This window comes from Mycobacterium sp. NGS39, from assembly GCF_059812765.1.
Window position 1 is genome coordinate 172,548 of sequence record NZ_JCALDH010000007.1, and the last position, 19,574, is coordinate 192,121.

At 67.6% G+C, this 19,574-nt stretch carries 18 protein-coding genes; 9 read left to right on the forward strand and 9 right to left on the reverse strand.

All coding sequences use genetic code 11. From position 1 onward, the window contains the following. Positions 1-62: 62 nt before the first annotated feature. Both AC5Y39_RS12055 and AC5Y39_RS12060 read right to left on the reverse strand, forming a co-directional pair. Positions 63-1,511: a glycine hydroxymethyltransferase gene (locus AC5Y39_RS12055; RefSeq protein ID WP_500018595.1), complete on the reverse strand. Its 1,449-nt coding sequence runs from the start codon at positions 1,509-1,511 to the stop codon at positions 63-65. 48 nt (positions 1,512-1,559) lie between these two features. Further along, on the reverse strand, positions 1,560-2,756 hold the full coding sequence (locus AC5Y39_RS12060; RefSeq protein ID WP_500018593.1) for a DUF885 domain-containing protein: 1,197 nt from the start codon (positions 2,754-2,756) through the stop codon (positions 1,560-1,562). A 58-nt stretch (positions 2,757-2,814) separates the two neighbouring features. Here AC5Y39_RS12060 and coaA point away from each other — a divergent pair, with 58 nt between their 5' ends. Continuing rightward, a complete protein-coding gene (gene coaA / locus AC5Y39_RS12065; protein ID WP_500018591.1) occupies positions 2,815-3,750 on the forward strand; it encodes a type I pantothenate kinase in 936 nt (311 codons plus the stop codon). A gap of 71 nt (positions 3,751-3,821) precedes the next feature. On the opposite strand, the gene AC5Y39_RS12070 is transcribed toward coaA, so the two are convergent. The 3 genes from AC5Y39_RS12070 to AC5Y39_RS12080 all read right to left on the reverse strand — a co-directional run bounded on the left by AC5Y39_RS12070 (position 3,822) and on the right by AC5Y39_RS12080 (position 6,193). After that, positions 3,822-4,232, reverse strand: a complete 411-nt coding sequence (locus tag AC5Y39_RS12070; protein ID WP_500018589.1) for a hypothetical protein — start codon at positions 4,230-4,232, stop codon at positions 3,822-3,824. Between the two features lie 97 nt (positions 4,233-4,329). Next, positions 4,330-5,148, reverse strand: a complete 819-nt coding sequence (locus AC5Y39_RS12075) for an enoyl-CoA hydratase/isomerase family protein (protein ID WP_500018587.1) — start codon at positions 5,146-5,148, stop codon at positions 4,330-4,332. Then, positions 5,141-6,193: an LLM class F420-dependent oxidoreductase gene (locus AC5Y39_RS12080; protein WP_500018585.1), complete on the reverse strand. Its 1,053-nt coding sequence runs from the start codon at positions 6,191-6,193 to the stop codon at positions 5,141-5,143. The genes AC5Y39_RS12075 and AC5Y39_RS12080 overlap by 8 nt, the downstream gene beginning before the upstream one ends. 64 nt (positions 6,194-6,257) lie before the next feature. Between AC5Y39_RS12080 and AC5Y39_RS12085 the strand changes: the two genes are divergently transcribed. Further along, a complete protein-coding gene (locus AC5Y39_RS12085; RefSeq protein ID WP_500018583.1) occupies positions 6,258-7,748 on the forward strand; it encodes an acyl-CoA carboxylase subunit beta in 1,491 nt (496 codons plus the stop codon). On the opposite strand, the gene AC5Y39_RS12090 is transcribed toward AC5Y39_RS12085, so the two are convergent. Next, positions 7,738-8,823, reverse strand: coding sequence for an alpha/beta hydrolase (locus AC5Y39_RS12090; protein ID WP_500018581.1), 1,086 nt, complete (start codon positions 8,821-8,823; stop codon positions 7,738-7,740). The genes AC5Y39_RS12085 and AC5Y39_RS12090 overlap by 11 nt on opposite strands. Positions 8,824-8,894: 71 nt before the next feature. Here AC5Y39_RS12090 and AC5Y39_RS12095 point away from each other — a divergent pair, with 71 nt between their 5' ends. Continuing rightward, positions 8,895-10,289, forward strand: a complete 1,395-nt coding sequence (locus AC5Y39_RS12095) for a WS/DGAT/MGAT family O-acyltransferase (RefSeq protein WP_500018579.1) — start codon at positions 8,895-8,897, stop codon at positions 10,287-10,289. Here AC5Y39_RS12095 and AC5Y39_RS12100 read toward each other — a convergent pair. Next, positions 10,286-11,347, reverse strand: a complete 1,062-nt coding sequence (locus AC5Y39_RS12100) for a TIGR03857 family LLM class F420-dependent oxidoreductase (protein ID WP_500018578.1) — start codon at positions 11,345-11,347, stop codon at positions 10,286-10,288. The two genes, AC5Y39_RS12095 and AC5Y39_RS12100, sit on opposite strands and share 4 nt — an antisense overlap. A gap of 76 nt (positions 11,348-11,423) precedes the next feature. On the opposite strand from AC5Y39_RS12100, the gene AC5Y39_RS12105 reads away from it, so the two are divergent. Further along, positions 11,424-12,278 (forward strand): hypothetical protein, encoded by an 855-nt coding sequence (locus AC5Y39_RS12105; RefSeq protein ID WP_500018576.1) that lies wholly within the window; start codon positions 11,424-11,426, stop codon positions 12,276-12,278. 1 nt (position 12,279) lies between these two features. Further along, complete coding sequence (locus AC5Y39_RS12110; RefSeq protein ID WP_500018574.1) at positions 12,280-12,696, forward strand: nuclear transport factor 2 family protein; 417 nt, start codon at positions 12,280-12,282, stop codon at positions 12,694-12,696. A 4-nt stretch (positions 12,697-12,700) separates the two neighbouring features. Here the strand turns inward: AC5Y39_RS12110 and AC5Y39_RS12115 are convergent, their stop codons facing one another. Next, the gene (locus AC5Y39_RS12115; RefSeq protein ID WP_500018572.1) at positions 12,701-13,717 is read right to left on the reverse strand and encodes an NAD-dependent epimerase/dehydratase family protein; all 1,017 of its coding nucleotides are present in this window, start codon (positions 13,715-13,717) and stop codon (positions 12,701-12,703) included. 88 nt (positions 13,718-13,805) lie between these two features. Between AC5Y39_RS12115 and AC5Y39_RS12120 the strand changes: the two genes are divergently transcribed. The 3 genes from AC5Y39_RS12120 to AC5Y39_RS12130 are packed head-to-tail and all read left to right on the forward strand — an operon-like array spanning position 13,806 to position 17,052. Continuing rightward, positions 13,806-14,798, forward strand: coding sequence for an aromatic ring-hydroxylating oxygenase subunit alpha (locus AC5Y39_RS12120; RefSeq protein WP_500018570.1), 993 nt, complete (start codon positions 13,806-13,808; stop codon positions 14,796-14,798). After that, entirely contained in the window at positions 14,795-15,415 is a 621-nt protein-coding gene (locus AC5Y39_RS12125) for a cysteine hydrolase family protein (RefSeq protein ID WP_500018568.1), read from the forward strand. Before AC5Y39_RS12120 ends, AC5Y39_RS12125 begins: the two co-directional genes overlap by 4 nt. After that, a complete protein-coding gene (locus tag AC5Y39_RS12130) occupies positions 15,400-17,052 on the forward strand; it encodes an acyl-CoA synthetase (RefSeq protein WP_500018567.1) in 1,653 nt (550 codons plus the stop codon). The genes AC5Y39_RS12125 and AC5Y39_RS12130 overlap by 16 nt, the downstream gene beginning before the upstream one ends. A gap of 31 nt (positions 17,053-17,083) precedes the next feature. Here the strand turns inward: AC5Y39_RS12130 and AC5Y39_RS12135 are convergent, their stop codons facing one another. Further along, on the reverse strand, positions 17,084-18,229 hold the full coding sequence (locus AC5Y39_RS12135; protein ID WP_500018565.1) for a thiolase family protein: 1,146 nt from the start codon (positions 18,227-18,229) through the stop codon (positions 17,084-17,086). A gap of 102 nt (positions 18,230-18,331) precedes the next feature. Here AC5Y39_RS12135 and AC5Y39_RS12140 point away from each other — a divergent pair, with 102 nt between their 5' ends. Further along, positions 18,332-19,543: a cytochrome P450 gene (locus AC5Y39_RS12140; protein WP_500018563.1), complete on the forward strand. Its 1,212-nt coding sequence runs from the start codon at positions 18,332-18,334 to the stop codon at positions 19,541-19,543. The last annotated feature ends 31 nt before the right edge of the window (positions 19,544-19,574 follow it).

Genomic DNA, 19,574 nt, shown 5'->3' on the forward strand with positions numbered 1-19,574 from the left:
CAGTAACCCAAGTCTGTGGGAATCGTAAAATTCCGGCGCCGCGCGCCGTATCACGAGTTGGTCTACAGCGTCAATCCCGGATAGAGCGGATTGGCGGCCAGCAACTCGGCCGCAGCGGCGTGCACGCGGGCGGCGGTGCCGTCGGCCAGCGTGTACTTCGCCTTCGACGACCCCTGCGCGGAGGTGTTGGTCAGCACGTCGACCACCAGCTCGGCGACCCGGTCGAACTCGTCGGCGCCGAAGCCGCGGGTGGTCAGGGCCGGGGTGCCGAAGCGAATGCCGCTGGTGTACCAGGCGCCGTTCGGGTCGGCGGGGATCGCATTGCGGTTGGTGACGACGCCGGAGTCCAGCAGCGCCGACTCAGCCTGCCGCCCGGTCAGCCCGAAGGAAGTGACGTCCAGCAGCACGATGTGGTTGTCGGTGCCCCCGGTGACCAGCCGGGCGCCACGCCGCAGGAAGCCGTCGGCCAGCGCCTTGGCGTTGTCGGCGACCCGCTGCGCGTAGTCGGCGAACGCGGGCTGGCGGGCTTCGGCCAGCGCAATCGCTTTGGCGGCCATGACATGTGACAGCGGCCCGCCCAGCACCATCGGGCAGCCCTTGTCCACCGCGTCGGAGTACTCAGGTGCGGCCAGCACCAGGCCGCCGCGCGGACCGCGCAGGGACTTGTGCGTGGTCGTCGTCGTCACGTGCGCGTGCGGCACCGGGTTCTCGTCGCCGGTGAACACCTTGCCCGCCACCAGCCCGGCGAAGTGCGCCATGTCGACCATCAGCGTCGCGCCGACCTCGTCGGCGATCTCGCGCATCTTGGCGAAGTCGATCCGGCGCGGATACGCCGAGTAACCGGCGACCAGGATCAGCGGCTTGAATTCGCGCGCGGCGGCTGCAACCGCGTCGTAGTCCAGCAGTCCCGTCTGCGGATCGGTGCCGTAGCTGCGCTGGTGAAACATCTTTCCGGAGATGTTGGGCCGGAAGCCGTGGGTCAGATGGCCGCCGGCATCCAGCGACATCCCGAGCAGTCGCTGATTGCCCAGCTTCGCACGCAGCTGCTCCCAATCCGCCTCCGACAGGTCGTTGACGTGCTTGGCGCCCAGGTCCGCCAGGCCCGGCGCCTCGACGCGGGTGGCCAGGATCGCCCAGTACGCCACCAGGTTCGCGTCGATGCCGGAGTGCGGCTGCACATAGGCGTAGGGCGCGCCGAACAGTTCGCGGGCGTGCTCGGCGGCCACCGACTCCACGGTGTCGACGTTCTGGCAGCCCGCATAGAACCGGTGCCCGATAGTGCCCTCGGCGTACTTGTCGGACAGCCAGTTGCCCATGGCCAGCAGCACCGCCGGGGAGGCGTAGTTCTCGCTGGCAATCAGCTTCAGCGAATCCCGTTGATCGGCAAGCTCTTTGCGGGTCGCGGCGGCGATGCGGGGTTCGACGGACTCCATCACCTCGAGAGCGGCTCGAAACGCCGCAGTCGCGGTCTCGACGTAGTCGGGGGCTGTGGTGGCGGAGTCAGCTGTCACGCCAGCCAGCCTATCGCCCGCTGCTGCCCAGCCTCGCGGGTCCGCAAGTCAGCGCAGCGCTGACGGAATCAGCGGCTCGTCGAGCAGCCGCGTGAACCGCTCGACGAGGCCCACGCCCGCCGGCCTGGCGTCCAGCCAGCCGCGCAGCAGTCGGTATCCCTCGACGTAGGTGCTGATGTAGGCCCGCCACAGTGGCGACGACAAGAACCGCAACATCTGGCGCGCTCGCACATCGTCCACCAGCAGCCACCGCTGCAGGTATGCGGCCACGTCGTCGGCGTCGCGGTGTTCGTCGTGCAGCATCAGCGCCGCATCCTGGCGCACCGAGATCAACTCGGCCGCCGCGTCGGAAATCGCCTCGGCGCGCGGCCCGTCGAACCGCAGGCCCAGGTCTGCGTAGATCTCAGCCGCCCAGGTGCCCCATCCGGGGCCGACGGCCGCGTACAGCGCCAGGTCGGCGAGGCCTTCGGCCATCAGGCACTGCGGGGTGTTGACCAGGAAGATCGTCTGCTCCTGCTGGCCGCGGCCCTTCACCAGCCCGGCCTCCTTGCGGCAGTGCTCGGTGTGGTGACCGGGATAGGACTCGTGGGCCACCAGCCGCGGCAGGTTTGCCATCTGCTGCTTGAGGTCGGCGTTGACCGCAACCCGCGAGCGGTAGTCACCCAGGTAGTAGTTGAAACCCGACCACGGCTTGTCGGTGACGACTTCGTACTCGACGACCTCGCCGGCCGGCAGCGGAAAGACCGCCCGGACCCGGTCGCGCAGCGCGCTGGAGAAGGCGTCGATGCACTCGCGCAGCCGCTGCGGCGGGATCTCGTCGGCGCTGCGGTAGGCCTGCATGCGGTCGGCGAGCGGACCACTGCCGCCCAGCGCTTCGTCCAGCCGCGCATGGGCCTCGCGGTACCGGTCGGGGTCGCCCTTAGCGATCGACACGTCGAAGTAGGCGCGCACTTCGTCGACGAAGCCGACGGGCTCGCCGGCGTACTTGCGGCCGGCGCAGGCCAGCGCACGCAGGTGGGCGGCCACGAAGTCGGCCCGCTCGGGTTCCAGAGTTGCGGGGATCAGGCCCAGCAGCTCGTCGGCGCGCCGCGCCAGCTGCGACGGCTCCGGGGGCGGCTCGTTGTCCACGATCCTGCGCAGTGCCGGGTCGCCGGTGAAGGCGTCGACGTAGCCGGTCTCTATCCGGTCGAACCGCAGGCCCAGCAAGAGGTATTCACGGATGAAGATGTCAGCGTCGAGGTCCACTGACCACAATCTAGAGGCCCCGGTGGAGCCGGCGACGGCCCCTTGCAAGGATGAGGCCATGGCGCGGCCAAGCGAGCCAAGCCCGTATGTCGAGTTCGACCGGGCTCAATGGCGCGAACTTCGCAAGTCGACGCCGCTGCCGCTCACCGAGGAGGAGCTGTTCCGGCTGCGCGGCCTGGGCGAGCAGCTCGACCTCAACGAGGTGGCCGAGGTGTACCTGCCGCTGGCCCGGTTGATCCACTTGCAGGTCGCCGCGCGGCAGGGGCTGTTCGCCGCGACCGCGGAGTTCCTCGGCGAGCAACGCCAGCGCGAGCGGCCGGTGCCGTTCGTGATCGGCGTGGCCGGCAGCGTGGCCGTCGGCAAGTCCACCACCGCGCGCGTGCTGCAGGCGCTGCTGGCCCGCTGGGAGCACCACCCGCGCGTCGACCTGGTGACCACAGACGGGTTCCTCTATCCCAACGCCGAACTGAATCGGCGAAACCTGATGCACCGCAAGGGTTTTCCGGAAAGCTACGACCGCAGGGCGCTGCTGCGGTTCGTCACGGCGGTCAAGTCGGGCGCCGACAAGGTGTGCGCACCGGTGTATTCGCACCTGCTCTATGACATCGTTCCCGGCCAGATGCACGCCGTGCGTCATCCGGACATCCTCATTCTCGAGGGCCTCAACGTGCTGCAGACGGGGCCCACGCTGATGGTGTCTGACCTGTTCGACTTCTCGATCTACGTCGACGCCCGGATCGAGGACATCGAACAGTGGTACATCTCGCGGTTCCTGACCATGCGCTCGACCGCGTTCGCCGACCCGGCGTCGCACTTTCACCACTACGCCGCGCTCAACGACCAGCAGGCCGTCGCAGCGGCTCGGGAGATCTGGCGATCGATCAACAGGCCGAACCTGATCGAGAACATCCTGCCCACCCGCCCACGCGCGACGCTGGTGCTGCGCAAGGACGCCGACCACTCGATCAACCGGCTGAGGCTGCGCAAGCTCTGACCGCGCAGGCGCCGGTGCGGGGCGGCTCGCTGACGTACCACCCGCGAGGCCCCGCACCGGCTATGGCGGAGTCACGCCCGAAGACGGCGCACCCCGAGGTACTGCAGGTAGGCGAAGAACGCGGTGTAGATGCTCGTCGCCAGGGCCAAGGCCATCCCGGCCTCGGTCAGCGGCGCGGCGTCGGTCAGCACGACCGCCAGGGTGGCCAGCGTGCACACGACGTTGGCGAGGCAGACGCCGATCCCCGCGCCGCGCAACGACGGCAGCGCGGCCAGGGAGTACACCGCGACGCCGTAGAACACGAATGCTGCGCCGAGCAGGTACTCGGTCGTGGGCGACAGGCCGCTGACCGCCGACAGCGGGTTGGCGAACGCCGCGACGGCCAGGCCGGCCAGCCCGGTGAGCGTCGCGTCGGCGCGCAGCGCGAACCGCAGCAGCGCGTCGGTGGAGGCGGACAGTGGGCGGGTGGTGATGGCGGTCATCGGTGCTCCTTGCAGCTGGTGGGTTCGAACACCTCCGATGCTGCTCAGCAGCCACTGCCAGGCCCACGCCCCGCACTGCCAAACACTGCCAGTCGGGTCAGAGACGCCCGCCGGTGCGCAGATCCGGGTGCACCCAGTCCGGTGAGCGACGCTCTTTGAACGCCCGAACCCCCTCCACCGCCTCCGGAGAGGACAGGCTGGTGGTCATCCCGATCCGGTCGTAGAGGCCGAGGTAGGAATCGAGGCTGGACTTGATCACCGCGCGGGCACCCGGTGCGGTGCGGCAGCACTGCGTCAGCACCTCGCGGGCCGTCGTCGACAAGTCGTCGTGCGCCACCACCCGGGCGACCATGCCCCAGTCCAACGCCTCCTGGGCGGTCAGCACCCGGCCGGTGAACATCAGATCCCGGGTGCGCACGGGACCGATCAGACGCGCCAGCATCTGGCTGTAGTAGGTGTCGGCGTAGCCACGGAACAACTCCGGCACGCGAAATGTCGCCCGCTCGCTGACCACCGCTACGTCGCTGCACAACGCGATCTGCAGTCCGCCGCCCTGACACAGGCCGTTGACCGCTGACACCACGGGCTTGACCGACGTGCGCAGCGAGTCGAACGGGGTGATGTCCATCTGCAGCGCCGCGCCGAACGTGATCCAGTCGTCGGCGCCGCCGCCGCCCATGTCGCCGCCCGGGGCGAACACGTCGCCGGTGCCGGTGATCAGCAGCCCGGCCAGTTCGGGGTCTGCGTTGACCCGCCCCACCGCATAACGGATGCCGAAGTACATCGCCGGGGTCAGCGCGTTGCGCGCCTCGGGGCGGTCGATCGTGACGACCGCGAACGGCCCCTCCCGCCGAAACGATAGGAACGGCGTTCCCAGCCAGTCGCCCTCGGGCGGCCGCGGAGTGCTGTCAGCCATGCAAACTCCTTGTCGGTGTGCGTACTTCGCTGAGGACCTCGACGGCTTTGGCCTCGGGGAGGGTCTTCGGCAGGCCGATCAGCACGCGGTCGATCACCCCGTCGCAGCGGCTGCGCAGTTGGGCCGCCAGCCCGTCGATCGGCGCGACGACGGCGAACGCGTCGAGGATGTCGTCGTCGATCAGCGATCCCATCGCGTCCCACTCGCCACGAAGCGACAGCCGGTGAAGCTCGTCGTGCAGCTCGCCCCAGCCGTGCAGGTCGAGCACTTTGCGGTAGGCCGGCGTGGACCCGTAGAACGCGATCTGCTTGCGCGTCGCGGCCGCAGCGGCGGCGATGTCGGCGTCTGATTCGCCGGTGACGACGAACACCGGGGACATCAATTCGACGTCTGTGCGGCTGCGTCCGGAGCGTTCGATGCCGCGCAGCAGCGTCGGGATCGTCACCTCGTCGAGGTAGCGCTTGGTGGTGAACGCGTGCCCGATCATGCCGTCGGCGACCTCCCCGCACATCTCGGTCATCGCCTCGCCGACCGCCGCAACGAACACCTTGGGGAACGCGTGCGCCATCGGCTCCGGCACGAACATCGGCGTCATCAGCTTGTGGGTGTAGAAGTCGCCGTCGAACCGCAGCGGTGTGCCGTCTCGCCAGCTCGACCAGATGGCCCGCAGGGCGACGATGAATTCCCGCATGCGCGCCACCGGCCGGCTCCACGGCATGCTGAAGCGTTTTTCGATGTGCGGCTTGATCTGTGAGCCCAGCCCGAGGATGAACCTGCCGTGCGAATAGGCCTGGAGATCCCAGCCGATGTTCGCGACGGTCATCGGGTTGCGTGCGAATGCCACTGCGATGCTGGTGCCCAGCTCTACGCGACAGGTGTGCTCGGCAGCCAGCGCCAGCGGCAGGAACGGGTCGTGGTTGATTTCCGCCGACCAGCACCCGTCGTAGCCGTGCCGTTCAGTCTCGGACGCCGCGGCGGCGACGCGGTCGAGTTGGCTCGGGAGACCCCGGTCGATCTTGAGGCGCGGCGCGGTCCCGGCAGTCATGCGAGATACAGTAAGCCATTCGGTACAACGCGGCGCCGGTGCCCGACGCGGGTGAAGGAGAGGCATGACGAACGCGCACGGCTGGCAGGAGACGCTCGACGACCTCGACCGCCGCCGTCGGCATGCGCGGGCGATGGGCGGTGAGGAGCGGCTGGCCAAGCACCGCGGCCAAGGCAAGCTCGACGCCCGGGCGAGGGTGGACCATCTCCTCGACGAGGGCAGTTTCGCCGAGTTCGGCACGCTCGTCGGCGGCGACGTCGCAGCCGACGGAATCGTCGCCGGTTCCGGCTGTGTCGACGGACGGCCGGTGATGATCGGCGCAGAGGACTTCACCACGTTGGCCGGCACCATCGCGCCGGGCAGCAATTCGAAGCGCTACCGGCTCGCAGAGTTGGCGCTGCGCAACAAGATTCCGCTCGTCATGCTGCTAGAAGGCGCGGGCTTTCGGCCCGGCGGCCACTACGGACGCTCACCTACCGACCTGCTGGCCCAGGCGAAGTGCTCGGGCAAGGTGCCGACGGTCGCGGCGGTGCTCGGCGCGTCGGCCGGGCACGGCGCGCTGGTGGCCCCGGTGTGCGACTTCACGATCATGAGCCGCCAGGGCGCGATCTTCACCGCCGGCCCGCCAGTGGTGAAAGAGTCCACCGGAGAGGACATTTCAAAAGAGGAACTGGGCGGCCCGAACGTCGCGCTGGCCAGTGGCGTCATCCACAATGTCGCCGACGACGACGCGGCGGTGCTCGACGACATCCGCCGCTACCTGTCGTACTTCCCGTCGAGCGCGTGGTCGTATCCACCGTCGCAAGCCTTTGACACCAGCGGGCCGCGGGAAACGCCAGAGCTGCTCGATATCGTGTCCCGCGACAACCGCCGGGTCTACGACATCCGTGACGTGCTCGACGTCGTGTTCGACCGCTCAGACTGGTTCGAGGTGCAACCGCTTTTCGGACGGGCGATCATCTGCGCGCTCGCGCATCTGGGCGGACACCCGGTTGCGGTGGTGGCCAATCAGCCCAAGGTGCTCGCCGGGTCGATCGACGCCGACGCCGCCGACAAGGCAGCGCATTTCATCACCGTAGCCGATTCGTTCCACCTGCCGATCGTCTTCCTCGCCGACAATCCGGGAATGCTGCCGGGCAGCCAATCCGAGCGCAGCGGCGTATTACGAAGCGGCGCAAGGATGTTCGCTGCGCAAACAGCAGCCACCACATTGAAGCTGCACGTAACGTTGCGTAAGGCGTACGGGTTCGGGTCGATGGTGATGTCGCTGCTCGGTTTCGACGACCAGCTGGCCACGTTCGCGTACCCGGGCGCCACGATGGGTGCGATGAGCGCCGCTGCGCTGAGCCGCGCGTCGCACGCCGAGCAAGACGTCGCGGCCGCGCTGCGGGAGGCCGAGCTGCAGGCGTCGTACCGGTCGGCAACACACATGGGTTTCGACGAGCTCATCGACCCGCGCGAGACTCGCAACGCGCTTCTCACCGCCCTGCAGCGGGGGATCTACAGCCGCCAGGCCGCCGCAGAACCGGTGAGCCGCACGGTGATTACGCCGTGAGCGCCTCGGCGAGAAACTTCTCGGTGACCGCCTGAATCCGGCGAGAGAAGATGTGTCCCACGTGGCTGCCGTCGTACCAGTACAGCCGTCCCCGCCACCGCTGATGTAATGCGATCGCTGGTTCGCGCAGCGCCATCTGGTCATTCCAGGCGCCGACGACGAGCCGCCGGTGCGGTGGCGGCGTGGGTTCGACGGCCAGAGGGTCGACCACGGACGCCAGCGCTCGAGCTTCGTCGGACTGCAGCAGCGGGCGGAAACGCTCGCTCGACGGGCCACCGCGGGCCAGGTGATGTGCGATCATCGCGTTGAGTCCCAGAATCGGCGTGTATACCGCGACCGCGTCGAGCGGCTCGAGCTGCGACACCAGCGCGGCCACCGGGCTCCCCATCGAAACACCGAACACCGCAATCGATTTGGCCTGCGGTCTGAGCCATCGCACGATCGCGCGGACCTCCGATACCGCCCGCATCATGCCGGCGACGTTGGCCAGCGCCTCCCGGGCGGGGTAGGCCGGGGCGGCAGTGCGGCGAAATCCGTGTCCGGGCTGCACCGGCAACGCGACGTTGAACCCGAGCTGGTGCAGACGCCCGGCGCGGGAGAAGAACAGGTCGACGGGCTGGCCCTGGCCGGCGCCGTGCACCCACACCACCCACGGTCGCGGACCGTCGGTGTGGCGGCACAGGTACATGCCCGCGATCGCCGGTTCGCCAAGGCCTTCTGCGCGCAGCGACGGCGGCAGTACCGGTTTGTGCTCGAAGGTCAGTTTCTCGTACGACAGCCGCCCGATCCTCTGCCGGCGCACTGCGCTCACCCGCAATGGTGGCGGCTCGCCGTGCGCCGTGGCGACGTCGAGCGACGAAAGCTCCTGTGCCACAGCGCTGTATCCGCTCGACCGAACCGGCGGCTCCGGGAGTCCGCTGAGCAGTGACATGCCGGTCAGCGCCGCCTGATCCAGCACCACCTCCGCCAGCTGGCGAATACCGCGCGGCGAGGGTGACCAGTCGGAGGTGTCCAGTCCGGCGATCGCACGCGGGACCACGCCGCTGACTTCCTTGACGATCGAGGCGACATCCATCAGTGCAATCTATTACGCGCTGATGCGCCGACCGGCCACCTGATCGGGCAGAAGCTGCGTAAGGTCACAGCATGAACCGGTTGTCGAGTGCAGATGCAGCGTTCTGGTTCGCCGAGTCCCCGTCGTGGCACATGCATGTGGGCGCTTCGGCGATCTGCGACCCGTCGGACGCACCGGATTTCAGCTTCGAGTCGGTGCGCAAGCTGATCGCCGCGCGGCTGCCCGAACTTCCGCAGCTGCGTTGGCGCGTGGCCGGCGCGCCGCTCGGGCTGGACCGCCCGTGGTTCGTCGAAGACCACGATCTCGACATCGACTTCCACATCCGCCACATCGCGGTCCCCTCGCCCGGTGGGCGGCGGGAGTTCAACGAACTCGTGGGCCGATTGATGTCCTACAAGCTGGACCGCTCCAAGCCGCTGTGGGAGCTGTGGTTCATCGAGGGTCTCGAGAACGGCCGCGCCGCAATCGTCACCAAGATGCACCATGCCGTGATCGACGGGGTGTCGGGCGCGGGGCTCAGCGAGATCTTGCTGGACGTCACGCCCGAGCCGCGCCCACCCGCGCTCGACGTGGACCGGTCACTGGTCGGGGTGCGAATGCCCCGGCCGGAGATGCGCGCCCTGGGCGGGCTGGTCAATGTCGGCGTCAAGACCCCCTACCGCATCGCGCGGCTGCTGGAGCAGACCGTGCGCCAGCAGCTGGCCGTTCGGGGCATCGCGAACAAGCCGCCGCGCTACTTCGACGCTCCGACAACACGATTCAACGCGCCGATCTCACCGCACCGGCGCGTCACCGGGGCCAGCGTGCCGCTGGATCGGGTGAAGGCGGTCAAGGACGCCTACGGCGTGAAGGTCAACGACGTGGTGCTCGCGTTGGTGTCCGGTGCGATGCGCCGCTACCTCGACGACCGCGGCGAGCTTCCCGACAAGTCGCTGGTGACCCAGATTCCGGTGTCCACCCGTCCCGATGGGAACAATGACATCGGCACCAAGGTCAGCACGATGACGATCTCGCTCGCCACCGATATCGCCGACCCCGCCGAACGGATCCGGGCCATCTACGCCAATTCACAAGGCGCCAAAGAGATGGCGAAGGCGTTGACCGCACATCAGATTATGGGCCTGACAGAGACGACGCCGCCCGGGCTGCTGTCGCTGGCCGCGCGCGCGTACACCGCGAGCGGAATCGGTCGGTCCTTGGCGCCGGTGAACGTCGTGATCTCCAACGTGCCCGGACCGGACTTTCCGCTCTATTTGTCCGGGGCAATGCTGGAGCGGCTGATGCCGGTCGGACCACTGGTTCTCGACATCGGCCTCAACATCACCTGCTTCTCGTACCGCGGCGCGATGGACTTCGGATTCGTCACCACCCCGGAGATCGCCCGCGACATCGACGACATGGCCGACGCCATCGAGCCGGCGCTGAAAGACCTCGAAGTCGGTGCGGGTCTGGCCAGCCGGCGCTAGGCCGGCTGGCGGTACGCCTCGACGATCGGCGCCAGTTCGTCGGGTGTGGCGCCGTGCATGATCACACAGTCGGCGCCGTAGTCGAATTCTTCGCGCACCCGCTCGACGCACTGCTGCGCCGACCCGGTGGCCGACACCTGCAGCCATTCGTCGGGGATCAGCGTCGCGATGTGCTCGATCTGTTCCGGGGTGGCCTTGTGGTCGATTCCGCCGGCGATCGACGTCACCACGGGATCCTGCAGAAACTGTTGCAGCACAGCAGGATCCCAGCCGTTGGTCTTCACCAGAAGATCGCCGTAGCCCTGCAGGTAGGTGGCGAGCCGGGCGACGGTCTTCTTCAGCCGCAGCTCCTCGGGAAGGTGATCGCCGACGGTCGCCAAACACGACCACACCCGCACGCTGGCCGGATCGCGGCCTGCCTTCTCGGCGGCGTCCTTGACGGTCTTGACGCAGCGTTGCAGCGTTTCGGGCGTGAAGTACGTGTGCAGGATGACGTCGTCGAAAGCCCGACCACCCAACGCCAGCGTGGCCGGTCCGAATGCGACGATCGCGAGCCGGATGTCCTCGCGGAAATCGGGATCGAGGAACAAGATCGGATACTTGCCCATCGGCCCGTCGTGATTGAAAATCACCTCCCCATGCCAGAGCCGGCGCATCACGTTGGCGAAGTCCTCCATCTGCGCTGTGGTGACCGCGGGAATGCCGAATGCCCCGTAGATCGCGGCGATGCCCCGGCCGATGCCGAGCGTGAACCGGCCACCGGAGAGCCGGTGCATGGTGGTGGCCCACGATCCGGTGATCAGCGGATGGCGGGTGTTGTGATTGGTTGCGGCCGTGGCGATTTGCATCCGGCTGGTGACTGCACACGCCGCGCCCACAAGCGACAACGCCTCCTTGACGTTCCAACGCTCGGAGATGAACGCCGTGCCGAACCCCAACTCTTCGCCGCGGCGGGCCTCCTCGGTCAAAGTCGCAGGGCCTTCCCCGCCGGCGCCGGCCAGCAGGTAGTAGCCGAGCTCGTCGAGGACGCGAGCACTCCCGGTGTCCAGTTGCGTCATTCGAAAACCTCCGGCGCGCCGGCGTGCAGCCGCGGGTGAGCGGAAGGGTCATCATATATGGGCGTTAGGAGGTCGAATGCCACGCGACATTCGTGAACTGGTCGATCAGCCGGAGGCGTACGCGGCCGAGCTGCGGCGGCGCTGGGGCGGGCTGTTGAGCTACCGCTACATCGGCCGCAGGTACTCGCAGATGGACCTCGGGCCGGTCGACAACACCGTCACGCTGCGCCGCGACATGCGCAACGCGACGGGCGGGCTGCTGCTTGCGGTGCTGGGTATCGCCTCGCCCGAGGGCGGCCACATGTCGGACCTCGAGGCGGTGCCCAACCCGGTCATCCACTCCTGCCAGGTACTCGATGCCGGCCGCGACGTGCGCCGCATCGAGATCGTCTCCGAGGAGCTCAAGCGAGGCCGGCAGATGGGATACAGCCGGTCGAAGATCGTCGACGCCGACAATCCGCAGCGCGTGCTGGCGCTGACCCAGGGCCAGGGCATCAGCATCGGCACACCTCCGGACGGTCTGAAGAAGATGACGGTCGAGCCGATCGAGGTGACCGACTCGGCTGAATTGCCGCCGCTGTGGCAGGTTTTCGGCGGTCACCGCTGCGCCGACGGCCGGTGGACACTTCCCGAACTGGAGGACAGGGTCGCTTCGCCCGACGCTGCGCTCCATATCGGCCCGCAGTTCGTGATCTTGGAAACAGCGGCGCTGGAACTTGCCGCCGATGCTGTCGGAACGCCGCTCCTGCAGGGTATTTCGTCGCATGTGATGTTCGTGGCACGAGGCAAGGCCGGACCGTTCCGCGTCGACGGTGAGGCCTTCCCCGGCGCCGACGGCACCGTCGCGGTTCGGGTGGTCATGCACGACGAAGGCGCCGACGACCGTCTGACGACCGTGGGCTCCTACATGTTCAGCGCAGACGAGGCCTGACGTGGAGTGGTGGGAGCTGGCGGCGCGCGAACGCATCCGGGACACTCTCGCCGGTTACAACTGGTCGGGTGATTCGGGGCGGCTGCACGACATGGCCGAAACGTTCTGTGAGGACGGCGAATTGCAGCTGCGGGGCGAGGAGCCGCTGTGCGGGCGCGCCGCAATCGTCGAATTTCTCAGCGGCATAACGTCATCGGCACGCATTGTCCGGCACAATCTCACGAACGTCCGGTTCGTCGAGCTCACCACGGAGCACGCCCGAGTCGCGTCGTACTTCACGGTCGTCACCGACATCGGCCTGGACCACTACGGCCGCTACCGCGACAGACTGGAGCCGGTGGGTGACCAGTGGCTGATCCGGCACCGGTTCGTCTCGACAGACTGGGTGGCACCGAACTCGACCATGGTGCCGCGGTGAATCGTCACGTTCGCTGAGCGGCGGCACGCTGTCGGCGGCGCTCCTGGTAAAAGCGTGCGGCCGCAGCAATCGCCTCAGGCGTGGGCCGCGGTTTCCAGCCGAGTTCGCGCACGGCCTTGCTGTGGTCCATCGGCGACATGATGTGGGCCAGCCGTGCGCTGACGCGGTTGATCGGCACATCACGACGCAGCACCCGCGACGCAACCTCGCCGACGAACCCGGCCACGGGAAACGCCCAGAACGGCACACCGAACTTCGGCCGCGGTGCGCCGACCGCGTCGGCGGCGGTGTTGAAGATGTCGCGCCAGGACATGAACCGCTCGGAGATGATGTAGCGCTCGCCGACCCGGCCGTTGGCGGCGGCCAGCACCAGCGCGGCCGCGGCATCCTCGATGCCGACCACCTCGTACGACAGCCCCTTGACGTAGACCGGCATCTTGCCGGCCGCGACCGCCGCGACCAGACCCCCGTGCGGGGTAGGCGCCCAGTCACGCGGGCCGTAGGTGTTGGACACGTTCAGCACCACTGCGGGCAAGCCTCGCTTGCGCGCGTATTCGAGCACCAGGTTCTCGGCCTGTACGCGCGACTGGATGTAGCCACCACCCTTGTCGTACCAGTTGAACGGTGTGTCCTCGTCGGCAAGCCCGCTGTCGCTGATGCCTATGGTGCCGATCGTGCTGGTGAACACGAACCGCTCGAGGTTCGCGTCGACCGCGGCGTCGAGCACGTGCCGCAGACCCTCGACATTGGTTTTGAACAGCGGCGCGGGGTCGCGCAGCCACGCCCGGGTGTCCACCACGCAATAGAAGACCACGTCGCAGCCGGTCATCGCTGCGCGCAGCGCGTCGTCGTCGAAGATGTCGCCGTAGCGGTATTCGACGTCGAGGTCCGAAATGCCCTGAGTATTACTGGTTTTGCGGACCAGCACACGCACGTCGTCACCGCGATCCACGAGCTGCCGGGTGACATGCGAACCGACGAATCCGCTCGCACCGATGACGAGTTTCTTGTTCCCCGCCACCTCGCTCCTCTCAATGTGGGTCGACGACCGTGGCTGCCCGATGTCGATACTGTAACCTCTTCGGTATCGATTGAGCGGAGGGATTCGCGTGAAGGTTCCGTTCACCTGGAAGGTCACCGGCTGGTTCATGATCGGCTGGTCAGCGGAATTTCCCGTCGGCGAGGTCCGGCCGCTGCATTACTTCGGCGACGACTTGGTGGCCTACCGCGACCAGTCCGGCGAACTGCATGTGCTGCAGGCGCACTGCCGTCACCTCGGGGCCCACATCGGCCACGGCGGCAAAGTCGTCGGCGACTGCGTCGAGTGTCCGTTTCACGGCTGGCGCTGGGGTCCCGACGGCACCAACCGCTACATCCCCTACCAGCCAGACCGGCCCAACCGTGCGCTGAAGCTGCGCGTGTACCCCGTGATAGAGCAGTACGACTGCGTGTTCGTCTGGCACCAGCCGCAAGGCAAGGAGCCGCAGTGGCAGATGCCGGACATCTTCACGTCGTTTCCACAATTCGAGACTGACCCGTCCGCGTACTACCGGCCGTATCCGGAGTTTTCGCGCCGCACCGAGAACGAGCCGGTGCATCCGCAGATCGTCGCTGAGAACGGACCGGACAGCGCGCATTTCCGCTACGTGCACAAGGCGACGGTGACGCCGGTGTGCCTGGACTGGCGCATCGTCGACCACGAGTGGCAATTCCTCACCGGCTGGCCCGACGCCCGCGCCGACGACCCCGACACCATGGCGTTGCGCATCCACAGCCACATGTTCGGGCTCGGCGGAGCGATCAGCGCGTTCGAGGGCTCGTCGAACCACCGGCTGATTTTCGCGGTCACTCCGGTCGACGACGGCTTGTCGACGATGTTCTACTCGATCTGGTGGCCGAAGCTCCCCGGTGAGCGCTCCGACGTTCCGCCCGCCGCGGTTCGGGAGCAGGTGGAGAAGCAGTTCTTGCGCACGGTCTGGGAGGACCTGGACATCTGGCGCTACCAGGAGTACATCGAGCGCCCACCGCTGTCGAAGACCGACGCGAAACCCTATATGGCACTGCGTAAGTGGGCCACGCAGTTCTACGAGACCCCGGCATGACGGTGCCGCTCGCCGATCTGGTCGCCGCCGAGCACACCGCCGTCGTCACACAGGAGTGCCAAGGCGCGGTGATGGGACCCAACGCCGGTCTGGCGGTGCTCGCGGAGGAGGCTCGCCGCGAGGCGCTGCCAAACATTGTGCGGCTGTTGCCGGCCGCGCGCGCCGCCGGCGTGCAGGTGGTGCACTGCCTGGTACAGCGACGCCCCGACGGGCGCGGGTCCAACCGCAACGCGAAGATCTTCGCAGCCGGCCGCGGCAGTGTCGACATTGCGCCCGGCAGTGACGGCGCGACCCTGCTGCCCGAACTAGGGCCCGAGCCGACGGACATCGTGCTGCACCGCTGGCATGGCGTCGGCCCGATGGGCGGCACGGACCTCGACGCGATCCTGCGCAATCTCGGGGTGTCGACGATCGTCGGCGTCGGCGTCTCGCTCAACATCGCGATCCCGAACCTGGTGATGGACGCGGTCAACGCGGCGTACCGGGTGGTGCTGCCACGCGACGCGGTCGCCGGGTTTCCCGCCGAGTACGGGACTGCCGTCATCGACTACACCCTGTCCCTGCTCGCGACCATCACCACCACGGATGATCTACTCCGAGCATGGACGACATCGTGAGCTTCACCGTGCCCGCGGTCGCCGACGCCGTCGCAGCCGTGATCGGCGACCGGCCGCTGATCACCCAGGGCGACAAGCAGTACACGTATGCGCAGATCGTCGACCGGTCGACGCGGCTCGCGTCCTACCTGCACTCGCGCGGCCTGGGCTGTCACACCGAGCGGTCCGCGTTGGCCGGCCACGAGGTGGGCCAGGACCTCGTCGGCATCTACGCCTACAACGGCAACGAGTATGTCGAGGCGATGCTCGGCGCGTGGCGGGCGCGGGTGGCCCCGTTCAACGTGAACTACCGCTACGTCAAGGCCGAACTGCAGTACCTGCTGGCCGATGCCGGCGCTACCGCGTTGATCTACCACGCCGCGTTCGCGCCGCGGGTCGCCGAAGTGCTGCCCGACCTGCCGAACCTGAAGGTGCTCATCCAGATCGCCGACGGCTCCGGCAACGAATTGCTCGACGGCGCAGTGGATTACGGGACCGTGATCGCATCGAGCTCACCAGAGCCGCCGCCCGTCGAGCCGTCGCCGGACGACCTGTACGTGCTGTACACCGGCGGCACCACGGGGATGCCCAAGGGTGTGCTGTGGCGCCAGCACGACATCTTCGTGACGTCGTTCGGCGGCCGCAATCTGGTCACCGGCGAGGTGATGACCTCTTACGACGAAATCGCCTCGCGCGCAGCGGAAAACCCGGGTACCAAGATCATGATCCTGCCGCCGCTGATGCACGGCGCCGCGCAGTGGGGTGTCATGACGGCGATCACGACGGGACAGTCGCTGGTGTTCGCGTCGACGGTCGACCGGCTGGACGCCGATGAGGTGGTCCGCACCATCGAGCGGGAAAAAGTGGCGGTGGTGACCGTGGTGGGCGACGCGATCGCGCGGCCGCTTCTGGCTGCGATCGAAAAGGGTGTGGCCGACGTGTCGTCGCTGGCCGTGGTGGCCAACGGCGGCGCGATGCTGACGCCCTCGGTCAAGGAACGGCTGATCGAAGCGCTCCCCCACGCGGTGGTGGTGGACGGCGTGGGCTCTTCGGAGACCGGCGCGCAGATGCATCACATGTCGCTGACCGGTGCGGTGTCGACCGGAACGTTCAACCCCGGGCCGGACACGTGCGTCGCCGCCGAAGATTTGAGCGCCATCCTGTCGCCGGGACATGACGGCATCGGCTGGCTGGCGCAGAGAGGCTATGTCCCGCTTGGCTACAAGGGCGATGCGGCCAAAACCGCGGCCACCTTCCCGGTGATCGACGGCGTACGCTACGCGGTGCCAGGCGACCGGGCACGCCACCTCCACAGCGGCGCCATCGAACTGCTGGGCCGCGATTCGGTGACCATCAACTCCGGCGGCGAGAAGATCTTCGCCGAGGAGGTGGAGCTTTCGATCGCATCACATCCGGCGGTCGCCGACGTCGTCGTTGCCGGGCGGCCGAGCGAACGCTGGGGCCAAGAGGTGGTGGCGATCGTCGCGCTTGCCGACGGGGCAAGCGTCGAGGAGGACGAGCTGATCGCGCACGCAGCGAAATCCATTGCCCGCTACAAGCTTCCGAAGGCCGTGGTGTTCCGTCCGGTCATCGAACGCAGCCCTGCCGGTAAGGCCGACTACCGCTGGGCCCGCGAACAAGCGATTTCGGTGCGTTAAACGGCGGTCAGCGCCGGAAAACGCACCGAAATCACCGGGAGACGATCGTCGCGGCGGCGGTTCCCGGTGCGCCGTACAGCTGCGCGAAGCCGACCCGCGGCTCGCCGGGCACCTGGCGCTCGCCCGCCTGCCCGCGTAGCTGGCGCACCAGTTCATGGAGCTGCCGCAGCCCCGACGCGCCGATCGGCTCGCCGTTGGCGATCAGCCCGCCGTCGGTGTTGACCGGCATCGCACCACCGATTTCGGTTGCGCCGTCGGCCAAGAGCCTCTCCTGCTCGCCGTCCACGCAGAACCCGCACTCGGCCATGTGGATGATCTCTGCACCGGCGTCGGTGTCCTGCAGCTGGATCACGTCGACGTCGCCCGGGTCCACGCCGGCCTTCTCGAAGGCCGCCCGCGCCGCATACACCGTCGGTGACGCATCCTCCTCGACCGGGGCGAAGGTCGTGTTCACTTCGTAAGCGCCGTAGCGGCGGGTGCGTACTTCGACGGCCCGCAGATACACCGGCGTCGAGGTGTAGCGGTGCGCGATGTCGGCGCGGCACATGACCACGGCCGCCGCTCCTTCGTCGGGCGCGCAGAACATGTACTGCGTCAACGGATAGTTCAGCATCGGCGAGTTCAAAATCTCATCCTCGGGAATCGGCTTGCGCCGAAACGCATTCGGGTTCAGCGCGCCATTGCGGAAGTTCTTGGCCGCCACCCGCGCCAACGTCCGCTGCGAGATGCCGTGCTCGTGCAGATAGCGGTTGGCCTTCATGCCGAAGAACTTGGTGGTGAGGTATTGCCCGTTCTGGGCGTACCAGCTCGGCATGCCGACAAGCGCCGGATCTTCGGTGAACGCGCCGCGCGGATGCTTGTCCATGCCGACGGCGATGCCGATGTCGTAGTCGCCCAACCGGATACCGTCAGCACACGCCTTCGCCGCACTGGCCGCTGTCGCACACGCGTTGAACACGTCGGTGAACGGGATGCCGGTGAGGCCCACCAGCCCGACGATCGCGTCCGGGTTCGCAACGGTCCAGCTGCCGCCCACACCGAACTGGATGTCGCGCCACTGCACCCCGGCGTCGTCGACCGCGGCGAAGATCGCGTCAGCTCCCATCTGCATCGCAGTCTTGGCCCCGAACCGCCCGAACGGATGCAACCCGACCCCGATGATCGCCACGTCAACCATCTCGGCACCCACCTCCTCCTGTGGCCTGATACTGTAACATTTACAGTACGTACCTGCGGCAGCGCTTGCCGACCGCACGACACCGAACGCTGGAGACCAGCTGTGGAAACGCACGCCCCGGAGATCCTGCCGGCCGACCGGGCCGCTGAGTGGAAGCGTGATCCCTATCCGTTCTTCGCCGAATGGCGGCGTCGCCGCGGCGTCTTCGCGGGGCCCGTCGTCGACTACTCCAGGCTGCCCGAGTCGATGAGACCCCGGCATATTTTCTCGGCGTTGTCGTTCGACGCGGTCAACACCGTGCTGCGGGACGGCCGGGTGTTCAGCTCGGCCGGCTACGACACGTCGATCGGGCTGTTCATGGGCAAGACCATTCTCGCGATGCAGGGCAAGCAACACCGCGACCACCGCAGCCTGGTCTCGGCCGCGTTCAAGACCAAATCGCTGGCGCGGTGGGAGCCCGAAATCGTCCGACCGGTCTGTCAGGAATTGGTCGACGAATTCGCCGACGCCGGTGAAGCGGACCTTGTCCGCAACTTCACGTTCGAGTTCCCGACGCGCGTGATCACGCGGCTGCTAGGCCTGCCTGAAGCCGACCTGCCCGACTTCCGGCGCCGCGCAATCCAATTGATCAGCTACAACGTCGACTACAAGCGGGCATTCGAGGCGTCGGCAGCCCTCAAGGACTACTTCCTGCAGCAAATCGACAAGCGCAAGCGGACACCGACGGACGACATCATCGGCGACCTCGTCGCTGCCGAGATCGACGGCGAGAAGCTCAGCGACGAAGCGATCTACTCGTTTCTGCGGCTACTACTGCCGGCGGGCCTGGAAACGACGTACCGCTCGTCGGGCAATCTGCTCTACAACCTGCTTACCCGGCCGGAGCAGTTCGCCGCGGTGCAATCCGACCGCACGTTGCTGGGCAAGGCGATCGAAGAAAACCTGCGCTACGAAACGCCGCTGACGTCCGTGCAACGTTTCGCCACCGAGGACACGGAGCTCGACGGTGTCGAGATTCCCGCCGGCGCCATGATCGACGTGTGCATCGGCTCGGCGAACCGCGACGAACGCCGCTGGGAGCGGTCTGAGGAGTTCGACATCTTCCGCAAACCCATCCCGCACATCTCGTTTGCCGCGGGTGAACACACCTGTCTGGGTTTGCATTTGGCGCGGCTGGAAACCCGCGTCGCGATGGAGTGCCTGCTCGACCGGCTGACCGACATCACCCTGCTCACCGACGGCGATCCGCATATCCGCGGCAATCCGTTCCGCTCGCCCACCGCGCTGCCGGTGACGTTCGACGTCGTGCGCTAGCCTCGTCGCCACAGGAGGTTCACGTGGTCAA